Genomic DNA, 20,283 nt, shown 5'->3' on the forward strand with positions numbered 1-20,283 from the left:
GCCAGCCCGTGACCAGCGGAGGCACCCGGAGGCCCGATGTCCGCCCACACGACGCATGAGCCCCAGCCCTCCGAAGGGGAGGGGCCGCCGCCGCCCGCGGCCGAGGGCGAGCGGCTGCGACGGAGTCTCGGGTTCCGGGACCTCGTCGTCTATGGGCTGCTGTTCATCGCCCCGATGGCCCCGGTCGGCGTCTTCGGGACGCTCGACGCGAAGTCGCACGGCGCGGTGGCGCTGGTCTATGTGATCGCGACGATCGCCATGGGGTTCACCGCTTTCAGCTACGCGCAGATGGTGAAGGTGGTCCCCCAGGCGGGCTCGGTGTTCGCCTACGCGCGCGTGGGGCTCGGCAAGGGGCCCGGGTTCATCGCGGGCTGGATGGCGATGCTGGACTATCTGCTCATCCCCGCCGTCGCGTATCTCTTCTCCGGGATCGCCATGCACGAGCTGGTGCCCTCGGTGTCCCGGTGGGTGTGGACGGCGATCGCTGTTGCCGTGACGACGGCGCTGAACCTGTGGGGGGTGCGGCCCGCGGCTCGGGTCGGCTTCGCGGTGCTCGCGCTGGAGATCGTGGTCCTTCTTGTGTTCGTGGTGGCGGCGATCGTGGTGCTCGCGCGGGACGGGGCCGAGCGGGGGTGGCTCTCGCCGCTCACTGGGGACGGTACGCAGGGTGCGTTCGCGCTGTCGGCGGTGATCGGCGCGGTGTCGGTGGCGGTGCTTTCGTATCTCGGCTTCGACGCGATCGCCTCGTTCGCGGAGGAGGTGACGGGCGGGTCCGCGAAGGTGGCTCGGGCGGTGCTGTTCTGTCTGGTCCTCACCGGTGTGCTGTTCGTGGCGCAGACGTATCTGGCGGCGCTGCTGACGCCGATGTCGTCGTCCGAACTCGCCGCCCACCCCGAGGACCAGGGGTCGGCGTTCTACACGGCCGCGGAGTCGGCTGTCGGGGACTGGCTGCACGATCTGGTCGCGGTGAGCAAGGCCATCGGGGCGGCGTTCGCGGCGCTCGCGGGGCAGGCCGCGGCGGGGCGGCTGCTCTTCGCCATGGGGCGTGATCGGCGGCTGCCGCGCGTGCTGTCGAGGACCGAGTCGGGTACGCCGCGGGTCGCCCTGCTGTGCGCGGCCGTCGTCACACTGGTCGCGGCCGTGTGGGCGGCCCGCCGGGACGACGGCATGGACCATCTCGTGTCGGTGGTCAACATGGGCGCGCTGACGGCCTTCTTCCTGCTGCACGCGAGCGTCGTGGGCTGGTTCGCAGTACGTCACCGGGGCGGCAGGGGGAGCTGGTGGCGGCACATCCTGGTCCCCGTGCTCGGCGCCGCGATCGTGGTCGCCGTCATCGTCGAGGCGTCCGGCTCCGCGCAGGTGGTGGGGGCGATCTGGCTGGCGGCGGGGTTGGTGGTGCTGGTCGCGCAGGGGGTGCGGCGGGGGGAGGTGTAGGGCTCCCCGCCCGTTCCGCCCACTGAGCGGCGGACCAACTGCCCACACCGATGCCGACGGGGACCGGCGTTGTCAGCGCCGGGGGCTACGCTCGCGGGATGGGTCTCAATACGTCCGCGGACGCCCCGCTTCCCGTCGGGGAGGTGTCCCGGCTCATCGGGGGCTGGATCGACCGGCTCGGGGCGATCTGGGTCGAGGGGCAGATCACGCAGTTGTCGCGGCGCCCGGGGGCGGGCGTGGTGTTCCTGACGCTGCGCGACCCCTCGCACGACATCTCCGTGAGCGTCACCTGCTACCGCCAGGTGTTCGACGCCGTCGCGGACGTCGTCTCCGAGGGCGCCCGCGTCGTCGTGCAGGCGAAGCCGGAGTGGTACGCCCCGCGGGGCCAGCTCTCCCTGCGCGCCACGCAGATAAAGCCCGTCGGTGTCGGTGAACTGCTCGCCCGGCTGGAGCAGTTGAAGAAGTCCCTCGCCGCGGAGGGCCTGTTCGCGCCGGAGCGCAAGAAGCCGCTGCCGTTCCTGCCGCAGCTCGTCGGCCTGGTCTGCGGCCGCGCCTCGGCCGCCGAGCGGGACGTCCTGGAGAACGCCAGGCACCGCTGGCCGGCCGTCCGCTTCGAGGTGCGCAACGTAGCGGTGCAGGGCGTGCACGCCGTGACGCAGGTGGTGCAGGCGGTGAAGGAGCTCGACACCCTCGCGGACGTCGACGTGATCATCGTCGCCCGCGGCGGCGGCAGCGTGGAGGACCTGCTGCCGTTCTCCGACGAGCAGTTGGTGCGGGCCGTGGCCTCGTGCCGTACGCCCGTGGTGTCCGCGATCGGCCACGAGCCGGACAACCCCCTGCTCGACCACGTCGCCGACCTGCGCGCCTCGACGCCCACGGACGCCGCGAAGAAGGTCGTGCCGGACGTCGGCGAGGAGTACGAACGCGTGGCGTTCCTGCGGGACCGCGCCCGCCGCAGCATCGAGGCCTTCCTGGACCGCGAGGAGCGCGGCCTCGCGCACGCCCTGGCCCGCCCCTCCATGGAGCACCCGCACCGCATGGTCGAGGACCGCGAGCAGCAGATCACGGCGTACGTGGACCGCGCGCGCCGCACCCTCGGCCACCTCCTGGACCGCGCCCAGTCCGAGCTGACCCACACGCACGCGCGCGTGGTGGCCCTCTCCCCCGCCGCCACCCTCCAGCGGGGGTACGCGGTGCTGCAGAAGAAGAAGCAGGACGGCGCCGTGGTCCGCGCGGCGGACGAGGTGGCGCCCGGCGAGGAACTGCGGGCCCGCGTCGCCGAGGGCGAATTCACCGTACGAGTCGACAATTAGGGTGGGCGCATGACCAGCACGACGGACACCGAGGCCGCGGCGCTCGGCTACGAGCAGGCCCGGGACGAGCTCATCGAGGTGGTCCGCCGCCTGGAGGCCGGGGGGACGACCCTGGAGGAGTCCCTGGCGCTGTGGGAGCGCGGCGAGGAGCTGGCCGCCGCGTGCCGCCGCTGGCTCGACGGCGCCCGCGCCCGCCTCGACGCGGCGCTTGCGGAGCCGGACGCCGAGGACGCGGGCGACGAGGAGGACTAGGGCGCCCAGGGCACCCGGGCTCCGGCGCCCCGCCTGATCCACCCCCACCCCTGTGAAGAGGATCACCCCGCCCTCGTTTTAGTTGAAAGTTGAACCTCGCTCGTCGTACTGTCGACTCACCGGCCGACACCGGAGCGCCCGCCCCCGGGCCCCAGCGTCACCGCCGGAGCCCTCAGCAACGTATCGAGAAGGTTGTAAAGACATGTCCCTCGTTCTTGACCCCGCCGCCCAGGACCTGCTCTTCCGCGAGGCCCGCACCGCGAACACCTTCACCGACGAGCCCGTCACCGAGGAGCAGGTGCAGGCCATCTACGACCTGGTCAAGTACGGCCCCACGGCCTTCAACCAGTCGCCCCTGCGCGTGACGCTGGTCCGCTCCCCCGAGGCCCGCGAGCGCCTGGTGCAGCACATGGCCGAGGGCAACCGCCCGAAGACCTCGACGGCGCCGCTCGTCGCGATCCTTTCGGCGGACAACGAGTTCCACGAGGAGCTGCCGGCCCTCTTCCCGCACTTCCCGCAGGCCAAGGACGCGTTCTTCTCCGAGCGCCCGGCCCGTGAGCAGGCCGCGGGCCTGAACGCCGCGCTGCAGGCCGCCTACTTCATCATCGGCATCCGCGCCGCGGGCCTGGCCGCAGGACCGATGACCGGGCTCGACTTCGCGGGCGTCCAGAAGGAGTTCCTGGACGACGACCACACCCCGCTGATGGTCGTCAACATCGGCAAGCCGGGCGACGACGCCTGGTTCCCGCGCTCCCCGCGCCTGGCGTACGACGACGTCATCACGACCGTCTGAGCCACCGCGCCACAGCGACGCGCGAGAACGCGTGAGGCCCCCGGCAACCGCCGGGGGCCTCACGCGTCATCCGGGCCATCCAGGTCCCGGACAGGCTCTAGGTGTCCGCCCGAATCGGCGTCCGCTTCATCTCGAGGGACTCCGCCATCGCCGTCAGCTGCCCGAACCCCGCGGTGCCAGCGACCACCGTCGTGGCGCCCTTCTCCCGCAGGACGAGCGCGTCGTAACGCGTGCCCTCGTAGCGCTGCCAGGTGCGGCCCGCGATCTTCTCCGCACGGTCCGTCTTCCTGGCCTCTTGCGTGGCCGATTCGATGAACTCGGCGGGCTTGGCGGTGGACTGCTTGATCACGACGTACTCACCGGCGGGGTCGAGGAAGCCCAAGTGCCAGCTGTCGTGGTTCTCGCCGTTGTACCGCACCGACGTCGGCTTCCAGGACTTCGGCAGGCCCTGGGGCGCCGCCACCGGGTAGGGCGCCGCGCGTCGGGCCGTCAGAAGCTCGACGTCGTAGGGAACCCGCTTGACGGGTTTCTTGGAGTCGTCGTGCGGGATGAAGACGTAGATCCCCGCCACGACGATGCCGATGACGGCCATCGAGAGCAGCATGTTCCGCACGGTCTGCTTGCCATTTCTGCCTGCCACGCCCTCCATCGTCGCAGGTCCATGGCGCCGCCTCGGCACGGCCCCCGCCCCCGCTCACGTGTGAGGGCCCCCTGCTCATTCTTTCGACCTGCGGATAGAGTCAACGGCATCACCCTCATCCGGCCGTCGTCGTATCAGAAAGGTGCGCCTCGATGACCGAGCATCACTCCCTGCCGTCCGAACTCGAGGTCTCCCCGGAGGCCCCCGACCGCAACCTCGCCCTGGAGCTCGTCCGGGTCACCGAAGCCGCCGCCATGGCCGCGGGCCGCTGGGTCGGCCGCGGCGACAAGATCGGCGCGGACGGTGCCGCCGTCAGGGCCATGCGGACCCTCGTCCACACCGTCTCGATGAACGGCGTCGTCGTCATCGGCGAGGGCGAGAAGGACGAGGCGCCGATGCTCTTCAACGGCGAGCGCATCGGCGACGGCACCGGCGCCGAGGTCGACATCGCCGTCGACCCGATCGACGGCACCACCCTCACCGCCAAGGGCCAGCCCAACGCGATCGCGGTGCTCGCCGCCGCCGACCGCGGCACCATGTTCGACCCGTCCGCCGTCTTCTACATGGACAAGCTGGTCACCGGCCCCGAGGCCGCGGACTACGTGGACATCAACGCGCCCGCCGCGGTGAACATCCGCCGGGTCGCCAAGGCCAAGAAGTCCGCGCCCGAGGACGTCACGGTGATGATCCTCGACCGCCCCCGGCACGAGGGCATCGTCAAGGAGATCCGCGAGACCGGCGCCCGCATCATGTTCATCTCGGACGGCGACGTCGCGGGTTCGATCATGGCGGTACGGGAAGGCACCGGCGTCGACCTGCTCATGGGCGTCGGCGGCACCCCCGAGGGCATCATCAGCGCCTGCGCGATCAAGTGCCTGGGCGGTGTCATCCAGGGCAAGTTGTGGCCCAAGGACGCCGAGGAGAAGCAGCGCGCCCTGGACGCCGGGCACGACCTGGACCGCACGCTCTCCACCAACGACCTGGTCAGCGGCGACAACGTGTTCTTCGTCGCCACCGGCATCACCGACGGCGAACTGCTCCAGGGCGTGCGCTACCGCGCGGAGACCGCCTCGACGTCCTCGCTGGTGATGCGGTCCAAGTCCGGCACCATCCGGAAGATCGACTCCGACCACCGCCTGTCGAAGCTGCGCGCGTACAGCGCCATCGACTTCGACCGCGCCAAGTAGCGGGCGGCGTACGGCGACGGGGGCGCTCCGTGCGGGGAGCGCCCCCGTCGTCGTACGGAAAACAATCCGCTAGCCGGCGGCGGCGATGGTGTCGGCCGCGGTGCGCGTGGCCTTCTGCAGCTCCAGGTCGCGCCTGCGGCGGCGGGCCAGGACCACGCGGCGCTCGGCGGCGGTGAGGCCGCCCCAGACGCCGTACGGCTCGGGCTGGAGCAGGGCGTGTTCACGGCACTCGACCATCACGGGACAGCGGGCGCAGACGCGCTTGGCCGCTTCCTCGCGGGAGAGCCGGGCCGCGGTGGGCTCCTTGGAGGGGGCGAAGAACAGTCCGGCCTCGTCCCGGCGGCACACGGCGTCGGAGTGCCATGGGTTGTCCTGGTCCCGCTCTCGCACTGGCACCCTGCCCCAAGCGCTCGGCTGCGCTCGTGCAGGGGAGGCCCCGTCAGCCGGGACGGCGACCTGCGGGGACTGATGCGTCGGTTGCAGCACGGTCTACTCCTGACGACGGCTTCGCGAGCGAGAGACGATGCACGAAGCTCTACCCGCTGTGTGCGGGCCTATGCACTGAGTCCCGCTGGACGGAAGCTCAGGTTCCTGCCGGATGGCGGGCTTGGCCGGATCGCGTCGTCGTCCCCATGTCGCCGCCGCGCGCGGGCCGTTGGCGCCGGCTTCAGTCCTCCAGCTTCTTGCGGAGATAACCGCGCAGGTCACGGACGAGCTTGCCGCGCTTGGGGCGCGCCTTGATGTCGCCGAAGGCGGCGAATCCCTCGACCTGGACCACCGGGGCGTCCTTGTCCTCGGCGTCGAGTCTGTCCACTTCGACGGAGCCGAAGATGCCCGCGCCGCGGCCGCGCAGCGAGACGTTCTCCGGGACGCGGATCTTTACGTCCCCGAAGAGCGCGAAGCCCTTGATCACGACCTTCTGGTGCTCGAAGACGGCCTCGCTGAGGTCGATCACCACGTCGCCGAAGACGGCGAACGCGTGCGTGCGGCGGGCCACGCGCCAGCGGCCCTTGCGGACCACGTCGCCGAAGATCGCGTGCAGCGTCTCGTCGGGCGCCTCGGGGCCCTCGTCGCGCTCGGCGGGGGCGGGGGCCTTCTCGAACGAGGGGCTCTTGCCGCCGGGGGCGGGCAGGTCCTCGACGAACGGCTCCAGCTCGGCGACGGTCTTGGCGTTGTAGACCCCGTCGATCCGCTCGCCGTGCTCCACCGGGTCTAGCCGGCCCGTGGCGAGCGCGTCCGCAAGGATGTCGGCGGCGCGGTCTCGGTCGGCGTCCGAGGCACGGAGCCGTGCGGGCGCCTTGGCGGAAGGTGTCTGGCAACGCTTCTCTAGGTCCACGCCAGCAGCGTACCCAAACGCGATAGATCGCGACTAGCCCCCGAGGCGGGCGGGTCCCGGGCGCGAGGGGGCGGTCGCGACCGGCGCGGGCGTGGGCCGCGGGCAACTGAGCCTTACCTCACAAGAAGGGCGCCCCGGGCGCGTTCTACGCTGGTCGGGCACCGCCAATGGAGGCGGCGCCGCTGTCTGCCGAGTGAGGAATTGGGCGTCATGCCAGAGTTTGCGTACTCCGATCTGCTCCCGCTGGGAGAGGACACCACCCCGTACCGGCTGGTGACCTCGGAGGGTGTGTCCACCTTCGAGGCCGACGAGCGCACGTTCCTCAAGGTCGAGCCGGAGGCGCTGCGCAAGCTCGCCGCCGAGGCGATCCACGACATCCAGCACTATCTGCGCCCGGCCCACCTGGCCCAGCTCCGGCGCATCGTCGACGACCCGGAGGCGTCCGGCAACGACAAGTTCGTCGCCCTGGACCTGCTGAAGAACGCGAACATCGCGGCGGCCGGCGTGCTCCCCATGTGCCAGGACACCGGCACCGCCATCGTCATGGGCAAGCGCGGCCAGAACGTGCTCACCGAGGGCGGCGACGAGGAAGCCCTCTCGCGCGGCATCTACGACGCGTACACGAAGCTGAACCTGCGCTACTCGCAGATGGCCCCGCTCACCATGTGGGAGGAGAAGAACACCGGCTCCAACCTCCCGGCGCAGATCGAGCTGTACGCGACCGACGGCGGCGCCTACAAGTTCCTCTTCATGGCCAAGGGCGGCGGCAGCGCCAACAAGTCGTTCCTCTACCAGGAGACCAAGGCGGTCCTGAACGAGGCCTCCATGATGAAGTTCCTGGAGGAGAAGATCCGTTCGCTCGGCACGGCGGCCTGCCCGCCGTACCACCTGGCGATCGTCGTCGGCGGCACGTCCGCCGAGTTCGCCCTCAAGACCGCGAAGTACGCCTCCGCGCACTACCTGGACGAGCTGCCCTCCGAGGGCGCGCCGACCGGCCACGGCTTCCGCGACAAGGAGCTGGAGGAGAAGGTCTTCGAGCTGACGCAGAAGATCGGCATCGGCGCGCAGTTCGGCGGCAAGTACTTCTGCCACGACGTGCGCGTGGTGCGCCTGCCGCGGCACGGCGCCTCGCTGCCCGTCGCGATCGCCGTGTCCTGCTCGGCCGACCGCCAGGCCACCGCGAAGATCACCGCGGAGGGCGTGTTCCTGGAGCAGTTGGAGACGGACCCGGCGCGGTTCCTGCCGGACACTACGGATGAGCACCTCGGCGAGGACGAGAGCGTCGTCAAGATCGACCTCAACCAGCCCATGGACGCCATCCTCGCCGAGCTCACCAAGCACCCGGTCAAGACCCGGCTCTCCCTCACCGGACCGCTCGTCGTCGCCCGCGACATCGCGCACGCCAAGATCAAGGAGCGCCTTGACGCGGGCGAGGAGATGCCGCAGTACCTGAAGGACCACCCGGTGTACTACGCCGGTCCGGCCAAGACCCCCGAGGGCTATGCCTCCGGTTCCTTCGGGCCGACGACGGCCGGGCGGATGGACTCCTACGTGGAGCAGTTCCAGGCGGCCGGCGGCTCCAAGGTGATGCTGGCCAAGGGCAACCGCTCCAAGCAGGTCACGGACGCTTGTGACGCGCACGGCGGCTTCTACCTGGGGTCGATCGGCGGGCCTGCCGCGCGGCTCGCGCAGGACTGCATCAAGAAGGTCGAGGTCGTCGAGTACGAGGAGCTCGGCATGGAGGCCGTCTGGAAGATCGAGGTCGAGGACTTCCCGGCGTTCGTCGTCGTCGACGACAAGGGCAACGACTTCTTCCAGAACCCGGCTCCTGAGCCGACGTTCACGTCCATTCCTGTGCGGGGGCCTGGGCTGGCGTAGCCCCTGCGGGCGGCGGGGGGATGGATTTCGCCCCCGCCGCCCCTACCCGTCCCGTACGGGGGCTTCGCCCCCTGGCCCCCCTTTCGGCGCTTCGCGCCTCGTCCTCAAGCGCCGGACGGGCTGAAACGCCTACGCGAACCGTTGGGTCGCCGCTCCCGCCCCCTCGCACTTCTGGAGGCGCAGGGGATCCTTCGGCCCCGAGAGGGTCAAGCAGAGTGCGGGGTCCGCTGCCGGGCGTATCGTTCCGGACCTCTCTACGAACTTCTGGTTGGCGCCGCCGTGGCAGTTCCACAGGGTGACGGCTGTGCCTTCCTTGTACGTGCCTTCGGGCACGTCTACGCAGCGGTCCTGGGTCAGCCCGGTGTGCAGCGACTGCTGTTCGGCGTCGTACCACCAGGTCTGGTTGCGGTTGCCGGTGCAGTCCCAGCCCTGGATCTTGGTGCCGTTGCGGCTGCTTGAGGCGTTCACGTCGACGCAGGTCTTCGTGGCCTCGTTGGCGAGCGGTGCGTACTTCTCGTCCCAGACGCCCGGGTAGAGCTTGGCGGTGCCCGTGCTCGCCGGGTCGGCGCAACTGCCCTCGCGCCGACCGGAGTCGTAGAGCTGGGTCAGGCAGGACGCGAAGGCGGCGTGGCCGCGGGCGTTGGGGTGGAAGGACTGGCGGACCGAGTTGGAGTCCGGCGGGAAGGGGTTGGTCACGTCCACGTACAGGCCCCGCGCCCAGGTGTCCTCCATGCACACCTCGTGGCCGTGGAAGAGCCGGGAGTTGTCCAGGTAGAGCGCGCCCGAGCTGCGGGCGGCCTTGCGCATGCCGCGTTCGAAGGCGGGCACGGCCTCGTTGCGGCCCCACTCGGTGTCGGAGTCGTGGCCGAGCCCGCCGCAGGCCAGCTTGCCGGGGAAGTTCGGGTTGTCGCGGAAGTCGGGGCCGATGGGGCTCGGGTAGCCCATGACGACGAGTTTGTAGTCGTCGCCGGCGTACCCGGCCTGGCTCATGACGGTGCGCAGGTCGCGTACGGACTGCTCGACCTTGGGCACGAGCGCGTCGACTCGGGCCTGCCAGCCCGGCTTGTACTTGGGCGCGCAGGGGCCCTGGAGCGTGAGGTAGCGGGTCACGCAGTCGGTCATGACGGGCGAGAACTGGAGGTCGTCGTTGGCCCCGATGACCAGCATGATCGCCTTGATCCTGGTGTTGCGGGCCTTGATGGCGAGGTTGTCGCTCTGCACCAGCTCGTCCGCGTACTGCTGCTGGCCGCCGATCTTGATGTTGACGGTCTGCGCGCCCGAGCAGGCGACGTTGTACGTGACGTCGGCCGGGATGCCGGTGCGGTGGACGGCGGCCTGCGGCGAGCGGTGGCACCAGTTGTCGGGCCCGTTGGTGCCCGCTTCGTACGTTCCGACGCCCTCGCCGCTGATCTCGCTGTCCCCGAGGGAGATCAGGCCGGTCTTGCGGTCGGCGAGCGGGCGCTCCGCGGAGTCGCCGTAGAGCTTGGCGGCCTCGGCGGCGCGGATCTTCTCCAGGTCGGGCGGCAGCGGGGCGGCCGCCGGAGTGGTTTTCTTGGAGTCCTCGGTGTCCGCGGCCTGTGCCGGTACGGACGTCGCGGCCCCGCCGACCAGGACCGCGAGGGCGGCGGCCGCCGTGAACGTACCGCGCAGACGGCTGGCGCCGTCACGTCTGACGCGTTGAACGCGCTTCATTGCGCCTCCCCGGTTTCGTGTTACCCACGGTTTTTACTGGTGGGTAGGGGTCTTGGGAATACTCCGAACAAGACAAGTGCTCAACTTTTTGAGGCAGTTGTGCATCCGGCACCACGGAAGGACCAGCGGACATGAGCGGCGGCGACAGCGGCGAGCAGGGCCACAACGGCGGCGGTGACCAGGGCGGATACCGCATCGAGCACGACTCCATGGGCGAGGTCCGGGTGCCCGCCGGCGCCAAGTGGCGGGCCCAGACCCAGCGCGCCGTCGAGAACTTCCCCATCTCGGGCCAGCGCCTCGAGCGCGCCCACATCGCCGCCCTCGCCGAGATCAAGGCGGCCGCCGCGAAGGTCAACGCCGAGCTGGGCGTGCTCGACAAGGACGTGGCCCAGGCCGTCGCGGACGCGGCGCGCGAGGTCGCGGACGGCCGCTGGGACGAGCACTTCCCCGTCGACGTCTTCCAGACCGGCTCCGGCACGTCGTCCAACATGAACACCAACGAGGTCGTCGCCACGCTCGCCTCGGAGCGGCTCGGCCGTGACGTGCACCCGAACGACCACGTCAACGCGTCCCAGTCGTCCAACGACGTCTTCCCGTCGTCGATCCACATCGCGGCGACCGCGGCCGTCACGGGTGATCTGATCCCCGCCCTCGATCACCTGGCCGCCGCTCTTGAGCGCAAGGCCGAGGAGTTCGCCGACGTCGTCAAGTCCGGGCGTACGCATCTGATGGACGCGACGCCCGTCACCCTCGGGCAGGAATTCGGGGGGTACGCGGCGCAGGTGCGGTACGGGGTCGAGCGGCTGCGGGCGTCGCTGCCGCGCCTCGCCGAACTGCCGCTCGGCGGCACCGCCGTGGGCACCGGCATCAACACCCCGCCCGGCTTCTCCGCCGCCGTCATCGCCGAGGTGGCGCGGGCCACGGGGCTGCCGCTCACCGAGGCGCGCGACCACTTCGAGGCGCAGGGCGCCCGGGACGGGATCGTGGAGACCTCCGGGCAGTTGCGCACCATCGCCGTGGGGCTCACGAAGATCTCCAACGATCTGCGCTGGATGGCCTCCGGGCCGCGGACCGGGCTCGCCGAGATCAGCCTCCCCGATCTGCAGCCCGGGTCCTCGATCATGCCCGGGAAGGTGAACCCCGTCATTCCCGAGGCCGTGCTCATGGTGGCCGCGCAGGTCACCGGGAACGACGCGGCTGTCGCGGTGGCGGGGGCCTCGGGGAACTTCGAGCTGAACGTGATGCTTCCCGTGATCGGGAAGAACGTCCTTGAGTCGGTGCGGTTGCTCGCCAACGCGTCGCGGCTGCTTGCCGACCGGACGGTCGACGGGGTCGTCGCCCACCGGGAGCGGGCCCTGGAGTACGCCGAGTCCTCGCCCTCTGTCGTCACTCCGCTGAACAAGTACATCGGGTACGAGGAGGCGGCGAAGGTCGCGAAGCGGGCGCTGGCGGAGCGCAAGACGATCCGCGAGGTCGTCCTCGAATCGGGTTACGTCGACCGAGGCGCCCTGACCCTCGCGCAGCTGGACGAGGCGCTGGACGTACTGCGGATGACGCGGCCGTAGGCCTTCGCGGGGCGCCCCAGTCCCGCCCCTTTCCCGAAACTGGGGGCTCCGCCCCCAGACCCCCGCTCCTCAAACGCCGGAGGGGCTGGATCTGGTCCCGCCTGGTTTCGGGAAGGGGCGCCCGCGCGCGGAGCGCGCCAATGGATGCAGTGGGGAAGCCCCCGGCAGGGACACCGCCCGCAGACCCTAATATCTGTTCATGACAGACGACGACGGCGCAGTGGGCGCGGTGAAGGTGGCTCGGTGGGGGCCGGGGGCGCAGATTCTGTGGCGGTATCGGGAGAACGCCGGGGACGCGTTCCACATTTGTCGGCCCGTCACCGTCGTGCGGGACGACGAGGACCTGCTGGCCGTCTGGATGGCCCCCGGCACGGAGTGCGTGAAGCCGGTCCTGGCGGACGGCACCCCGGTCCACCGGGAACCCCTGGCGACGCGCTACACGAAGCCGCGTACGACGCGAAGGGACCGCTGGTCGGGCACGGGCGTGCTGAAGCTGGCCCGGCCGGGCCAGCCGTGGTCGGTGTGGCTGTTCTGGGAGCCGGGCTGGCGCTTCAAGAACTGGTACGTGAATTTGGAGGAGCCGCGCAGCCGCTGGCACGGCGGGGTGGACTCCGAGGACCACTTCCTGGACATCTCCGTGGACCCGGACGGAAGTTGGCGCTGGCACGACGAGGACGAGTTCGCGCAGGCCCAGCGGGCGGGTTTGATGAGTACGGAGAAGGCGGAGCAGGTCCGGGCGGCGGGGCGGGAGGCCGTGGACGTGATCCGCGCCTGGGGACCCCCCTTCGGGGACGACTGGCCGCACTGGCGCCCGGACCCGTCGTGGCGAATTCCCGCCCTACCCGGTGACTGGGACCGTACGCCCGCGCACGTGTCCTCATGAGACCCTTGATGCGCCCCCAGGGTTCAAACGTAGGATCGTCCTCCGCAAGGGCGCACAGCAGTAACTCCTCGTGCCCCCGCAGCGCCTGACAGGATGTCATCAAGGAGCGGCAGAAGTGAGCGAGGGATACGAGCGGTACGGCGCGCCCGGCGTGCACGACCGCACGGGCCAGGCCGAGGCGTTCGACGCCATCGGCACGGCCTATGACGTCGCGTTCCCGCACAAGGAGGGACAGCTTTCGGCCGGAGAGCGGCTGATCGCCGAACTGCCCGCGGGCTCCCGGATCCTGGACGTGGGCTGCGGCACGGGCCTGCCCACGGCCCGTCAGCTCACCGACGCGGGGCACCGGGTGCTCGGCGTCGACCTGTCGGCGGGAATGCTGGAGCTCGCCCGCAAGAACGTCCCACCGCCGGTGGCCGAGTTCCGTCAGGTGGACCTGGCGGATCTGTGTGCGACGGGCGAAGGGCCGGGCGCTGTGGGGCAGTTCGACGGGATTGCCTGTTTCTTCGCGCTGTTGATGCTGCCCCGGGAGGAGATACCGTCTGCTCTTCGGCTGCTGCGGACCCTGCTCGGGCCCGGCGGCCTGCTCGCTCTCTCCATGGTCGAGGCCGATCTGGACGACGCGGCGATTCCGTTCCTGGGGAACACAATCCGGGTATCCGGATACCTGCGGGACGAACTGCGGCAGGTCGTGCGGGACGCCGGTTTCGACATCGCCCACGAGGAGTCGTACTCGTACGCCCCGGCGAGCAGCGACATACCACCCGAGCACCAGTTATTCCTGCACTGCCGACGCGGCTGAGCAACGCTTGGACGGCGCGCGCGGCGCGCAGCCCCGGACGGACGGATTCGAAACGCGTGACGGAGCACCTCAGCCCCTACGAGGGCCGCAAGGCACCAGTTGCCCGGCCGGCCGCCCCCGCGGATCCCCGCGGGGCGCTGCTGCGTGCCCCGGAGACGGACCCGCACGGCTCCCGGGGCCCCGGCGGTCCCGAGGGCCGGGGTTCAGGAGGAATCGACGCCATGCCCACGCAGGCACGCACCGGTGAACAGGACGCCGGTACGGGCAGCGAACACGCCCAGTCGTCCACGCCGGCCACCGAAGGGCCGGGCAGCCACCGCCCGCGTCCAGCCCCCGAAGGGGTTCCTTCCCAGCCATATCCCGGCCCCGACGCGGCCCGCCCCGGCACCGAGGGCCCCACGGCCCTGCCCGGCGTGAGCGGCGCCCCCGGCGGCACCGACCGCCGTTCGGGGAGGCCCCGTCCGCCGGGGCCCGCAGCGATGCGGCGTGACGGCGACCGGCTGCGGTTCGTGGGCGCGGCGACCCGGCGCATCGCCCGCGGCATCGACCTCGACGAGATCGTGATGGGCCTGTGCCGGGCCACGGTGCCGACGTTCGCGGACGCCATCCTCGTCTATCTGCGCGACCCGCTGCCGGTCGGCGACGAGCGCCCCGCGGGGCCGCTGGTCCTGCGCCTGCGCCGCACCGACCGCATCCCCGAGGACCAGGACACCGACGGCGGCACGCTGCCCGCCCTCCAGGTCCAGTCCGACCTGTCGTCGGCCGCCGAGCTGTGCGAGGTGCGCGTCGGCAGCGCCCTCGCCGAGGTGCTTCGCGGGGTCCGGCCCGTCTTCGCGGACGCCGCGGCGGCGCTCGGCGCGCTGCCCGAGCTGCTCGGCGAGGGCCGCAGCGTGCCGGGCGGGCAGCGGGCGATCCTGGCGCCGCTGCGGGGCAGGCGACGGGTGATCGGCGCGGCCGTGTTCCTGCGCCGCCCCGACCGGCACGCCTTCGAGGCCGACGACCTCCTGGTCGCCGCCCAGCTCGCCACGCACAGCGCACTCGGCATCGACAAGGCCGTCCTGTACGGCCGCGAGGCGTACATCGCGGACGAGTTGCAGCGCACGATGCTGCCCGAGACCCTGCCGCGCGCCACCGGCGTGCGCCTGGCCTCGCGCTACCTCCCGGCCGCCGAGACCGCCCGCGTCGGCGGCGACTGGTACGACGCGATCCCGCTGCCCGGCAGCCGCGTCGCCCTGGTCGTCGGTGACGTCATGGGGCACTCGATGACGTCCGCCGCGATCATGGGCCAGCTCCGTACGACCGCGCAGACCCTCGCCGGGCTCGACCTGCCGCCCCAGGAGGTCCTGCACCACCTGGACGAGCAGGCCCAGCGCCTCGGCTCGGACCGCATGGCCACCTGCCTCTACGCGGTGTACGACCCGGTGTCGCACCGCATCACCATCGCCAACGCCGGTCACCCGCCGCCCGTCCTGCTGCACCTGGGCGGCCGCGCCGAGGTCCTGCGCGTGCCGCCGGGCGCGCCCATCGGTGTCGGCGGCGTCGACTTCGAGGCCGTCGAGCTGGACGCCCCGGCCGGCGCCACGCTGCTCCTCTACACGGACGGCCTGGTGGAGTCCCGGCTGCGCGACGTGTGGACCGGCATAGAGCAGCTGCGCGAGCGCCTCGCCGCCACCGCCCAGCTCACCGGGCACGACCACCCGCCGCCCCTTGAGGCCCTGTGCGACGAGGTCCTCGACATGCTCGGCCCCGGCGACCGCGACGACGACATCGCGCTGCTCGCCGCCCGCTTCGACGGGATCGCGCCGAGCGACGTGGCGTACTGGTTCCTGGAGCCGGAGGACGCCACCCCCGCGCGCGCCCGCAGACTCGCCCGCAGCGCCCTGGAGCGCTGGGGCCTGACCGAGCTGAACGACGCGGTCGAGCTCCTGGTCAGCGAGGTCGTCACCAACGCCGTGCGATACGCGACACGGCCCATCACGCTGCGGCTGCTGCGTACGGACGTACTGCGCTGCGAGGTCGGCGACGACGTGCCGCAACTGCCGCGACTGCGCCAGGCACGCGCCACCGACGAGGGCGGACGCGGGCTCTACCTGGTCAACAGGCTGGCGCGGCGGTGGGGCGCCACGCGGCTGAGCACGGGGAAGGTGGTCTGGTTCGAGCTGAACCAGAACGGCTGACGGGGCTCTCCCGGGGACCCCGGCCTGATGCTGCCCGCCCCCTGCTCGGAACTGAGCTGGAATTGGACCCCGTCCAAATGTTGCCGACACCTCGTCGGCGGAGTTGACTGGCGTGGTGAACGAAGCGACCTGACCCCACCCTCATTCATGACGGGAGGACGCTCGTGACCGACGCATCCCGACAGGTGCCGCACACCACGAACAACGCCGGCGTACCGGTGGAGAGCGACGCGCACTCACTGACCGTCGGCTCCAACGGTCCGATCCTGCTCCAGGACCACTATCTGATCGAGAAGATGGCCCAGTTCAACCGCGAACGGGTCCCGGAGCGGGTCGTGCACGCCAAGGGCAGCGGCGCGTACGGCAGCTTCGAAGTCACCAACGACATCAGCCAGTTCACCAAGGCCGACCTCTTCCAGCCCGGCAGGCGCACGGAGATGCTCGCCCGCTTCTCCACCGTCGCCGGTGAGCAGGGCTCGCCGGACACCTGGCGCGACCCGCGCGGCTTCGCGCTGAAGTTCTACACGGAACACGGCAATTACGACATGGTGGGCAACAACACCCCCATCTTCTTCGTCCGTGACCCGATCAAGTTCCAGGACTTCATCCGCTCCCAGAAACGCACCCTGGACAGCGCGGTGCGCGACCACGACATGCAGTGGGACTTCTGGACGCTGTCCCCGGAGTCCGCGCACATGGTGACGTGGCTGATGGGCGACCGCGGCATCCCGAAGACGTACCGCCACATGAACGGGTACTCGTCGCACACCTATATGTGGGTGAACGCCGGCGGCGAGAAGTTCTGGGTGAAGTACCACTTCAAGACCGACCAGGGCATCGACTTCCTGACCCAGGACGAGGCGGACGAGCTTGCCGGGTCGGACGGCGACCTGCACCGCAGGGATCTGTTCGAGTCGATCAAGCGGGGCGAGCACCCGAGCTGGACGCTCAAGGTCCAGATCATGCCGTTCGACGACGCCCCGGACTACCGCTTCAACCCGTTCGACCTGACGAAGGTGTGGCCGCACGGCGACTACCCGCTCATCGACGTCGGCCGGATGACGCTGAACAAGAACCCCGAGGATTTCTTCGTCCACATCGAGCAGGCCGCGTTCGAGCCCTCCAACATGGTGCCCGGCATCGGCCCGTCCCCGGACAAGATGCTGCTGGGGCGGCTGTTCTCGTACCCCGACACGCATCGCTACCGCATCGGTCCCAACTACGCCCAGCTGCCGCCGAACCGCGCGCACTCGTCCGTCAACTCGTACGCGAAGGACGGACCGATGCGGTACGAGCCCGCGCACGTCGCGCGTCCGTACGCGCCCAACTCGTACGGCGGCCCGGCCACCCCCACACAGGAGTCCGTCGACCCCGCGGGCTGGCAGACGGCCGGCGAGATGGTGCGCGAGGCGTACAAGCTGCATCGCGAGGACGACGACTTCGGTCAGGCCGGCACGCAGGTGCGGCAGGTCCTGGACGACGCCCAGCGCGAGCGGCTCGTGTCGAACGTCAGCGGGCATCTGCTCGACGGGGTGTCCCGGCCGGTACTCGATCGCGCGCTGCAGTACTGGCGCAACGTCGACAAGGAGCTGGGCGACAAGATCGCGGCCAAGGTCAACGGCGGCGGGAAGTAGGCCCGGCCGCACCCGCGGCAGGCACCCTCATACGCGGAAGGCGCCCGGAACCTCTCGGTTCCGGGCGCCTTGCCCTGTGTCTGTGCCGCTGCTGTCCCGCTACTCGTCCGATCTGTCCGAGCGGTCCGCCCGGTCTTCGTCCGGGGGATCCGGGATCCCCCACGTCGGCGGGGGTGACGTCGGTGTCGTGGGCGGGGGTGTCGTCGGCGGGGTCGTCGGCGGCTTCGTCGTCGGGGTGGACGGCGGCGGGGTCGTCGGCGGCTTCGTCGTCGGCGGCTTCGTCGACGGCTCATCGTCGTCGTCCGGCGTGGTGGGCGGGGCCGTCGGGGTCGTCGGCGCCTGCGTCGTCGGCTCCGGCGGCTTCGCGACACCGACGCCCATGTCCGTCTTGAGGTTGAACTTGGAGCGCGAGCCGGTCGAGTTGAACGTGTACGCCGCCCAGATCTCGGCCGGGAAGCTGCCGCCGTCGACGCGCGGCATGCCGCCCGCGCCCTTCATGGACACCTGCGAGCCGCGCTTGAGCTTCCCCTCGTCCTCGGGCAGCTCACCGAACAGGCCGACGGACGTGACCAGCTTCGGCGTGTAGCCCACGAACCAGGCCGACTTGTTGTCGTCGGACGTACCGGTCTTGCCCGCGACCTGCTGGCCCTTGCGGTTGGAGGCGTCGCGCACCGACCGCTTGGCCGTGCCGTCGTCGACCACGCCGGTCAGCACGGAGGTGACGGAGTCGGCCGCGCCCCGGCTGATGACCTCGTCGCCGATCGCGTCCGGCAGGTCGATGGTGCGGTCCTTGTGCTCGACGGACTTCACCAGCTGCGGCGTGACCTTCTTGCCGTGGTTGTCGAGCGTGGCGTACACGCCCGCCATCTCCAGCGGGCTCGCGCCCATGGAGCCGAGGGTCTGCGCGGGCACGGCGGGCAGGTCCTCGGTGTCCATGCCCAGCTTGCCCGCGGTCTCCAGGACCTTGTCCATCTTCACGTCCACGCCCATCTGCGCGAAGACGGAGTTGATGGACTTGTTCATCGCGGTCTGGACGGTGACCTGGCCGTAGGAGACGTTGTCCTCGTTCGGCGGCGCGAAGCCGACCTCGCTGCCCACGACCGGGCGTTTGCTGCGGCCGCTGTAGATCGTGTCCGCGGTGATCGGCTTGCCGCCCTGTGTCGTCGCGCCCTCTTCCAGGGCGGCGGCGAGGATCAGCGGCTTGAAGGTGGACGCGGGCTGGTAGTCGGTGCGGGTCGCGTTGTTGACGTAGTGCTTGATGTAGTCGCGGCCGCCGTACATCGCGACGATCGCGCCGGTCTTCGGGTCCACGGACGCCGCGCCGGCCTGAACGCGCGCGTCGGCCTTCTTCTTGTCCTCGTCGAGCCGGGAGTCGAGCTTCTTGTCGACGGCCTTCTCCAGGGCGCGCTGCTTCTTGCGGTCGATGTTGAGCGTGATCGTGTAGCCGCCCGCCTCGACCTGCGCCTCCGCCTCGGACTTGGTGTAGCCCTGCTTGACGAGCTGCCTCTCGAGGTCCTCGTTGGCGGCCTTGACCAGATAGCCGGTCTGCCCCTTCATCCCCGGCGCGGGCTTGGGCTCCTTCGGGGTCGGGAACGTGAGGGAATCGCGCTCGGACGAGGGCAGCCAGCCCTCCTCGACCATGTTGTTCAGTACGTAGTTCCAGCGCTCCTTGACCAGCTTCCGGCCGGTGGGCGTGGCACTCGTCCAGTCGTACGAACTCGGGGACTGGAGCAGGGCCGCCAGGTAGGCGCCCTGCTCCACCTTCAGCTTCTCGGCGTCGACGCCGTAGTAGGCCTGGGCGGCGGCCTGGATGCCGTAGGCGCCGCGGCCGTAGTAGCTGGTGTTGATGTAGCCCGCGAGGATGTCGTCCTTGCTGTACTCGCGGTCCACCTTCAGCGAGATGACCAGTTCCTTGAGCTTGCGCGAGACGGTCTGGTCCTGCGTGAGGTAGTAGTTCTTCACATACTGCTGGGTGATCGTGGAGCCACCCTGCTTGCCCTTGCCCGCGAGGGTGTTGAGGACACCGCGGGCGGTGCCCTTCAGGTCCACGCCCGAGTCCTTGTAGAAGGACTTGTTCTCCGCGGCGACGAAGGTCCGCTGGACCTTCTTCGGGACCTTGTCCAGGTCGACGATCTCGCGGTTCATGTCGCCCTTGCGGGCCATGATCGTGCCGTCGCTGTACTTGTAGACGTTGCTCTGCAGCCGCGCCGCGGCGTTGCCCTTGGGGATGTCGACGACCAGGTAGAGGACGACGAAGCCGAGCATGCCGAGCAGGATGAAGCCGAAGAAATAGCCGAGGAGCTTCTTCCAGGTGAAGAAGCGGCGGATGCCGGTGCGCTTGGGCTTGCCGGGGCGGGCGCGGCGGGCCGCGCGGCCGCCCGAGCCCTCACCGGCGGGGCCTATCCCGACCGGCTCGCCACCCGCCGCGCCCTCCGAGGAGCCCTCGGCGGAAGGGCCGCCGACCGACGGACTGCCGGTGGCCGGGGCGCCGTCGGACGGGCGGCCGCGCGCTGCCCGGCGCGCACCGCGCTGCCGCGCTTTTCGCTCTTCCGCTCGGCCCATGACTGTGACTGCTCCGCTTCGTCTAGTCGTCAACTCAGGTCAGCTCATGAAGCTAACACCGCGCCAGAGGGCAAAATCCCCACGATCCGGCCTTTTCCGGACGTGACAATCAGCACCCATCACAGGGGAACCAGT

16 protein-coding genes are annotated in these 20,283 nt (G+C 70.6%); 11 read left to right on the forward strand and 5 right to left on the reverse strand.

Annotation, left to right across the window (positions count from 1 at the left end; translation table 11 throughout):
• Positions 1–36: 36 nt before the first annotated feature.
• From IEY91_RS01870 to IEY91_RS01885, 4 genes are all read left to right on the forward strand, one after another.
• Complete coding sequence (locus tag IEY91_RS01870; RefSeq protein WP_229696623.1) at positions 37–1,434, forward strand: APC family permease; 1,398 nt, start codon at positions 37–39, stop codon at positions 1,432–1,434.
• Positions 1,435–1,532: 98 nt separating this feature from the next.
• The gene (xseA, locus tag IEY91_RS01875) at positions 1,533–2,747 is read left to right on the forward strand and encodes an exodeoxyribonuclease VII large subunit (protein ID WP_189172541.1); all 1,215 of its coding nucleotides are present in this window, start codon (positions 1,533–1,535) and stop codon (positions 2,745–2,747) included.
• 9 nt (positions 2,748–2,756) lie between these two features.
• Entirely contained in the window at positions 2,757–2,999 is a 243-nt protein-coding gene (locus IEY91_RS01880) for an exodeoxyribonuclease VII small subunit (RefSeq protein WP_189172542.1), read from the forward strand.
• Positions 3,000–3,201: 202 nt separating this feature from the next.
• Positions 3,202–3,792, forward strand: a complete 591-nt coding sequence (locus IEY91_RS01885) for a malonic semialdehyde reductase (protein WP_164321104.1) — start codon at positions 3,202–3,204, stop codon at positions 3,790–3,792.
• Between the two features lie 97 nt (positions 3,793–3,889).
• On the opposite strand, the gene IEY91_RS01890 is transcribed toward IEY91_RS01885, so the two are convergent.
• The gene (locus IEY91_RS01890) at positions 3,890–4,432 is read right to left on the reverse strand and encodes a DUF4245 domain-containing protein (protein ID WP_164321106.1); all 543 of its coding nucleotides are present in this window, start codon (positions 4,430–4,432) and stop codon (positions 3,890–3,892) included.
• A 152-nt stretch (positions 4,433–4,584) separates the two neighbouring features.
• Here IEY91_RS01890 and glpX point away from each other — a divergent pair, with 152 nt between their 5' ends.
• Positions 4,585–5,619, forward strand: coding sequence for a class II fructose-bisphosphatase (gene glpX / locus IEY91_RS01895; protein WP_164321108.1), 1,035 nt, complete (start codon positions 4,585–4,587; stop codon positions 5,617–5,619).
• Positions 5,620–5,688: 69 nt separating this feature from the next.
• On the opposite strand, the gene IEY91_RS01900 is transcribed toward glpX, so the two are convergent.
• A complete protein-coding gene (locus IEY91_RS01900; RefSeq protein ID WP_373287869.1) occupies positions 5,689–6,105 on the reverse strand; it encodes a WhiB family transcriptional regulator in 417 nt (138 codons plus the stop codon).
• Positions 6,106–6,286: 181 nt separating this feature from the next.
• Complete coding sequence (locus tag IEY91_RS01905) at positions 6,287–6,955, reverse strand: DUF1707 SHOCT-like domain-containing protein (RefSeq protein ID WP_189172543.1); 669 nt, start codon at positions 6,953–6,955, stop codon at positions 6,287–6,289.
• 210 nt (positions 6,956–7,165) lie between these two features.
• On the opposite strand from IEY91_RS01905, the gene IEY91_RS01910 reads away from it, so the two are divergent.
• Complete coding sequence (locus tag IEY91_RS01910; RefSeq protein ID WP_189172544.1) at positions 7,166–8,833, forward strand: fumarate hydratase; 1,668 nt, start codon at positions 7,166–7,168, stop codon at positions 8,831–8,833.
• Between the two features lie 129 nt (positions 8,834–8,962).
• On the opposite strand, the gene IEY91_RS01915 is transcribed toward IEY91_RS01910, so the two are convergent.
• Positions 8,963–10,525, reverse strand: coding sequence for a ricin-type beta-trefoil lectin domain protein (locus IEY91_RS01915; RefSeq protein ID WP_189172545.1), 1,563 nt, complete (start codon positions 10,523–10,525; stop codon positions 8,963–8,965).
• A 131-nt stretch (positions 10,526–10,656) separates the two neighbouring features.
• Between IEY91_RS01915 and IEY91_RS01920 the strand changes: the two genes are divergently transcribed.
• The 5 genes from IEY91_RS01920 (at position 10,657) to IEY91_RS01940 (ending at position 17,586) form a co-directional block, all read left to right on the forward strand.
• Positions 10,657–12,090, forward strand: coding sequence for a class II fumarate hydratase (locus IEY91_RS01920; RefSeq protein ID WP_189172546.1), 1,434 nt, complete (start codon positions 10,657–10,659; stop codon positions 12,088–12,090).
• Positions 12,091–12,289: 199 nt separating this feature from the next.
• Positions 12,290–12,973, forward strand: a complete 684-nt coding sequence (gene fomD / locus IEY91_RS01925; RefSeq protein WP_189172547.1) for a cytidylyl-2-hydroxypropylphosphonate hydrolase — start codon at positions 12,290–12,292, stop codon at positions 12,971–12,973.
• A 115-nt stretch (positions 12,974–13,088) separates the two neighbouring features.
• On the forward strand, positions 13,089–13,775 hold the full coding sequence (locus tag IEY91_RS01930; RefSeq protein ID WP_164321120.1) for a class I SAM-dependent methyltransferase: 687 nt from the start codon (positions 13,089–13,091) through the stop codon (positions 13,773–13,775).
• A gap of 56 nt (positions 13,776–13,831) precedes the next feature.
• Complete coding sequence (locus tag IEY91_RS01935) at positions 13,832–15,952, forward strand: ATP-binding SpoIIE family protein phosphatase (protein ID WP_164321122.1); 2,121 nt, start codon at positions 13,832–13,834, stop codon at positions 15,950–15,952.
• Between the two features lie 164 nt (positions 15,953–16,116).
• Positions 16,117–17,586, forward strand: a complete 1,470-nt coding sequence (locus tag IEY91_RS01940) for a catalase (RefSeq protein WP_189172548.1) — start codon at positions 16,117–16,119, stop codon at positions 17,584–17,586.
• A 99-nt stretch (positions 17,587–17,685) separates the two neighbouring features.
• On the opposite strand, the gene IEY91_RS01945 is transcribed toward IEY91_RS01940, so the two are convergent.
• Positions 17,686–20,148, reverse strand: a complete 2,463-nt coding sequence (locus tag IEY91_RS01945) for a transglycosylase domain-containing protein (RefSeq protein ID WP_189172549.1) — start codon at positions 20,146–20,148, stop codon at positions 17,686–17,688.
• Between the last annotated feature and the right edge of the window lie 135 nt (positions 20,149–20,283).

It is taken from the genome of Streptomyces lasiicapitis, assembly GCF_014646335.1.
GTDB lineage: Bacteria > Actinomycetota > Actinomycetes > Streptomycetales > Streptomycetaceae > Streptomyces > Streptomyces lasiicapitis.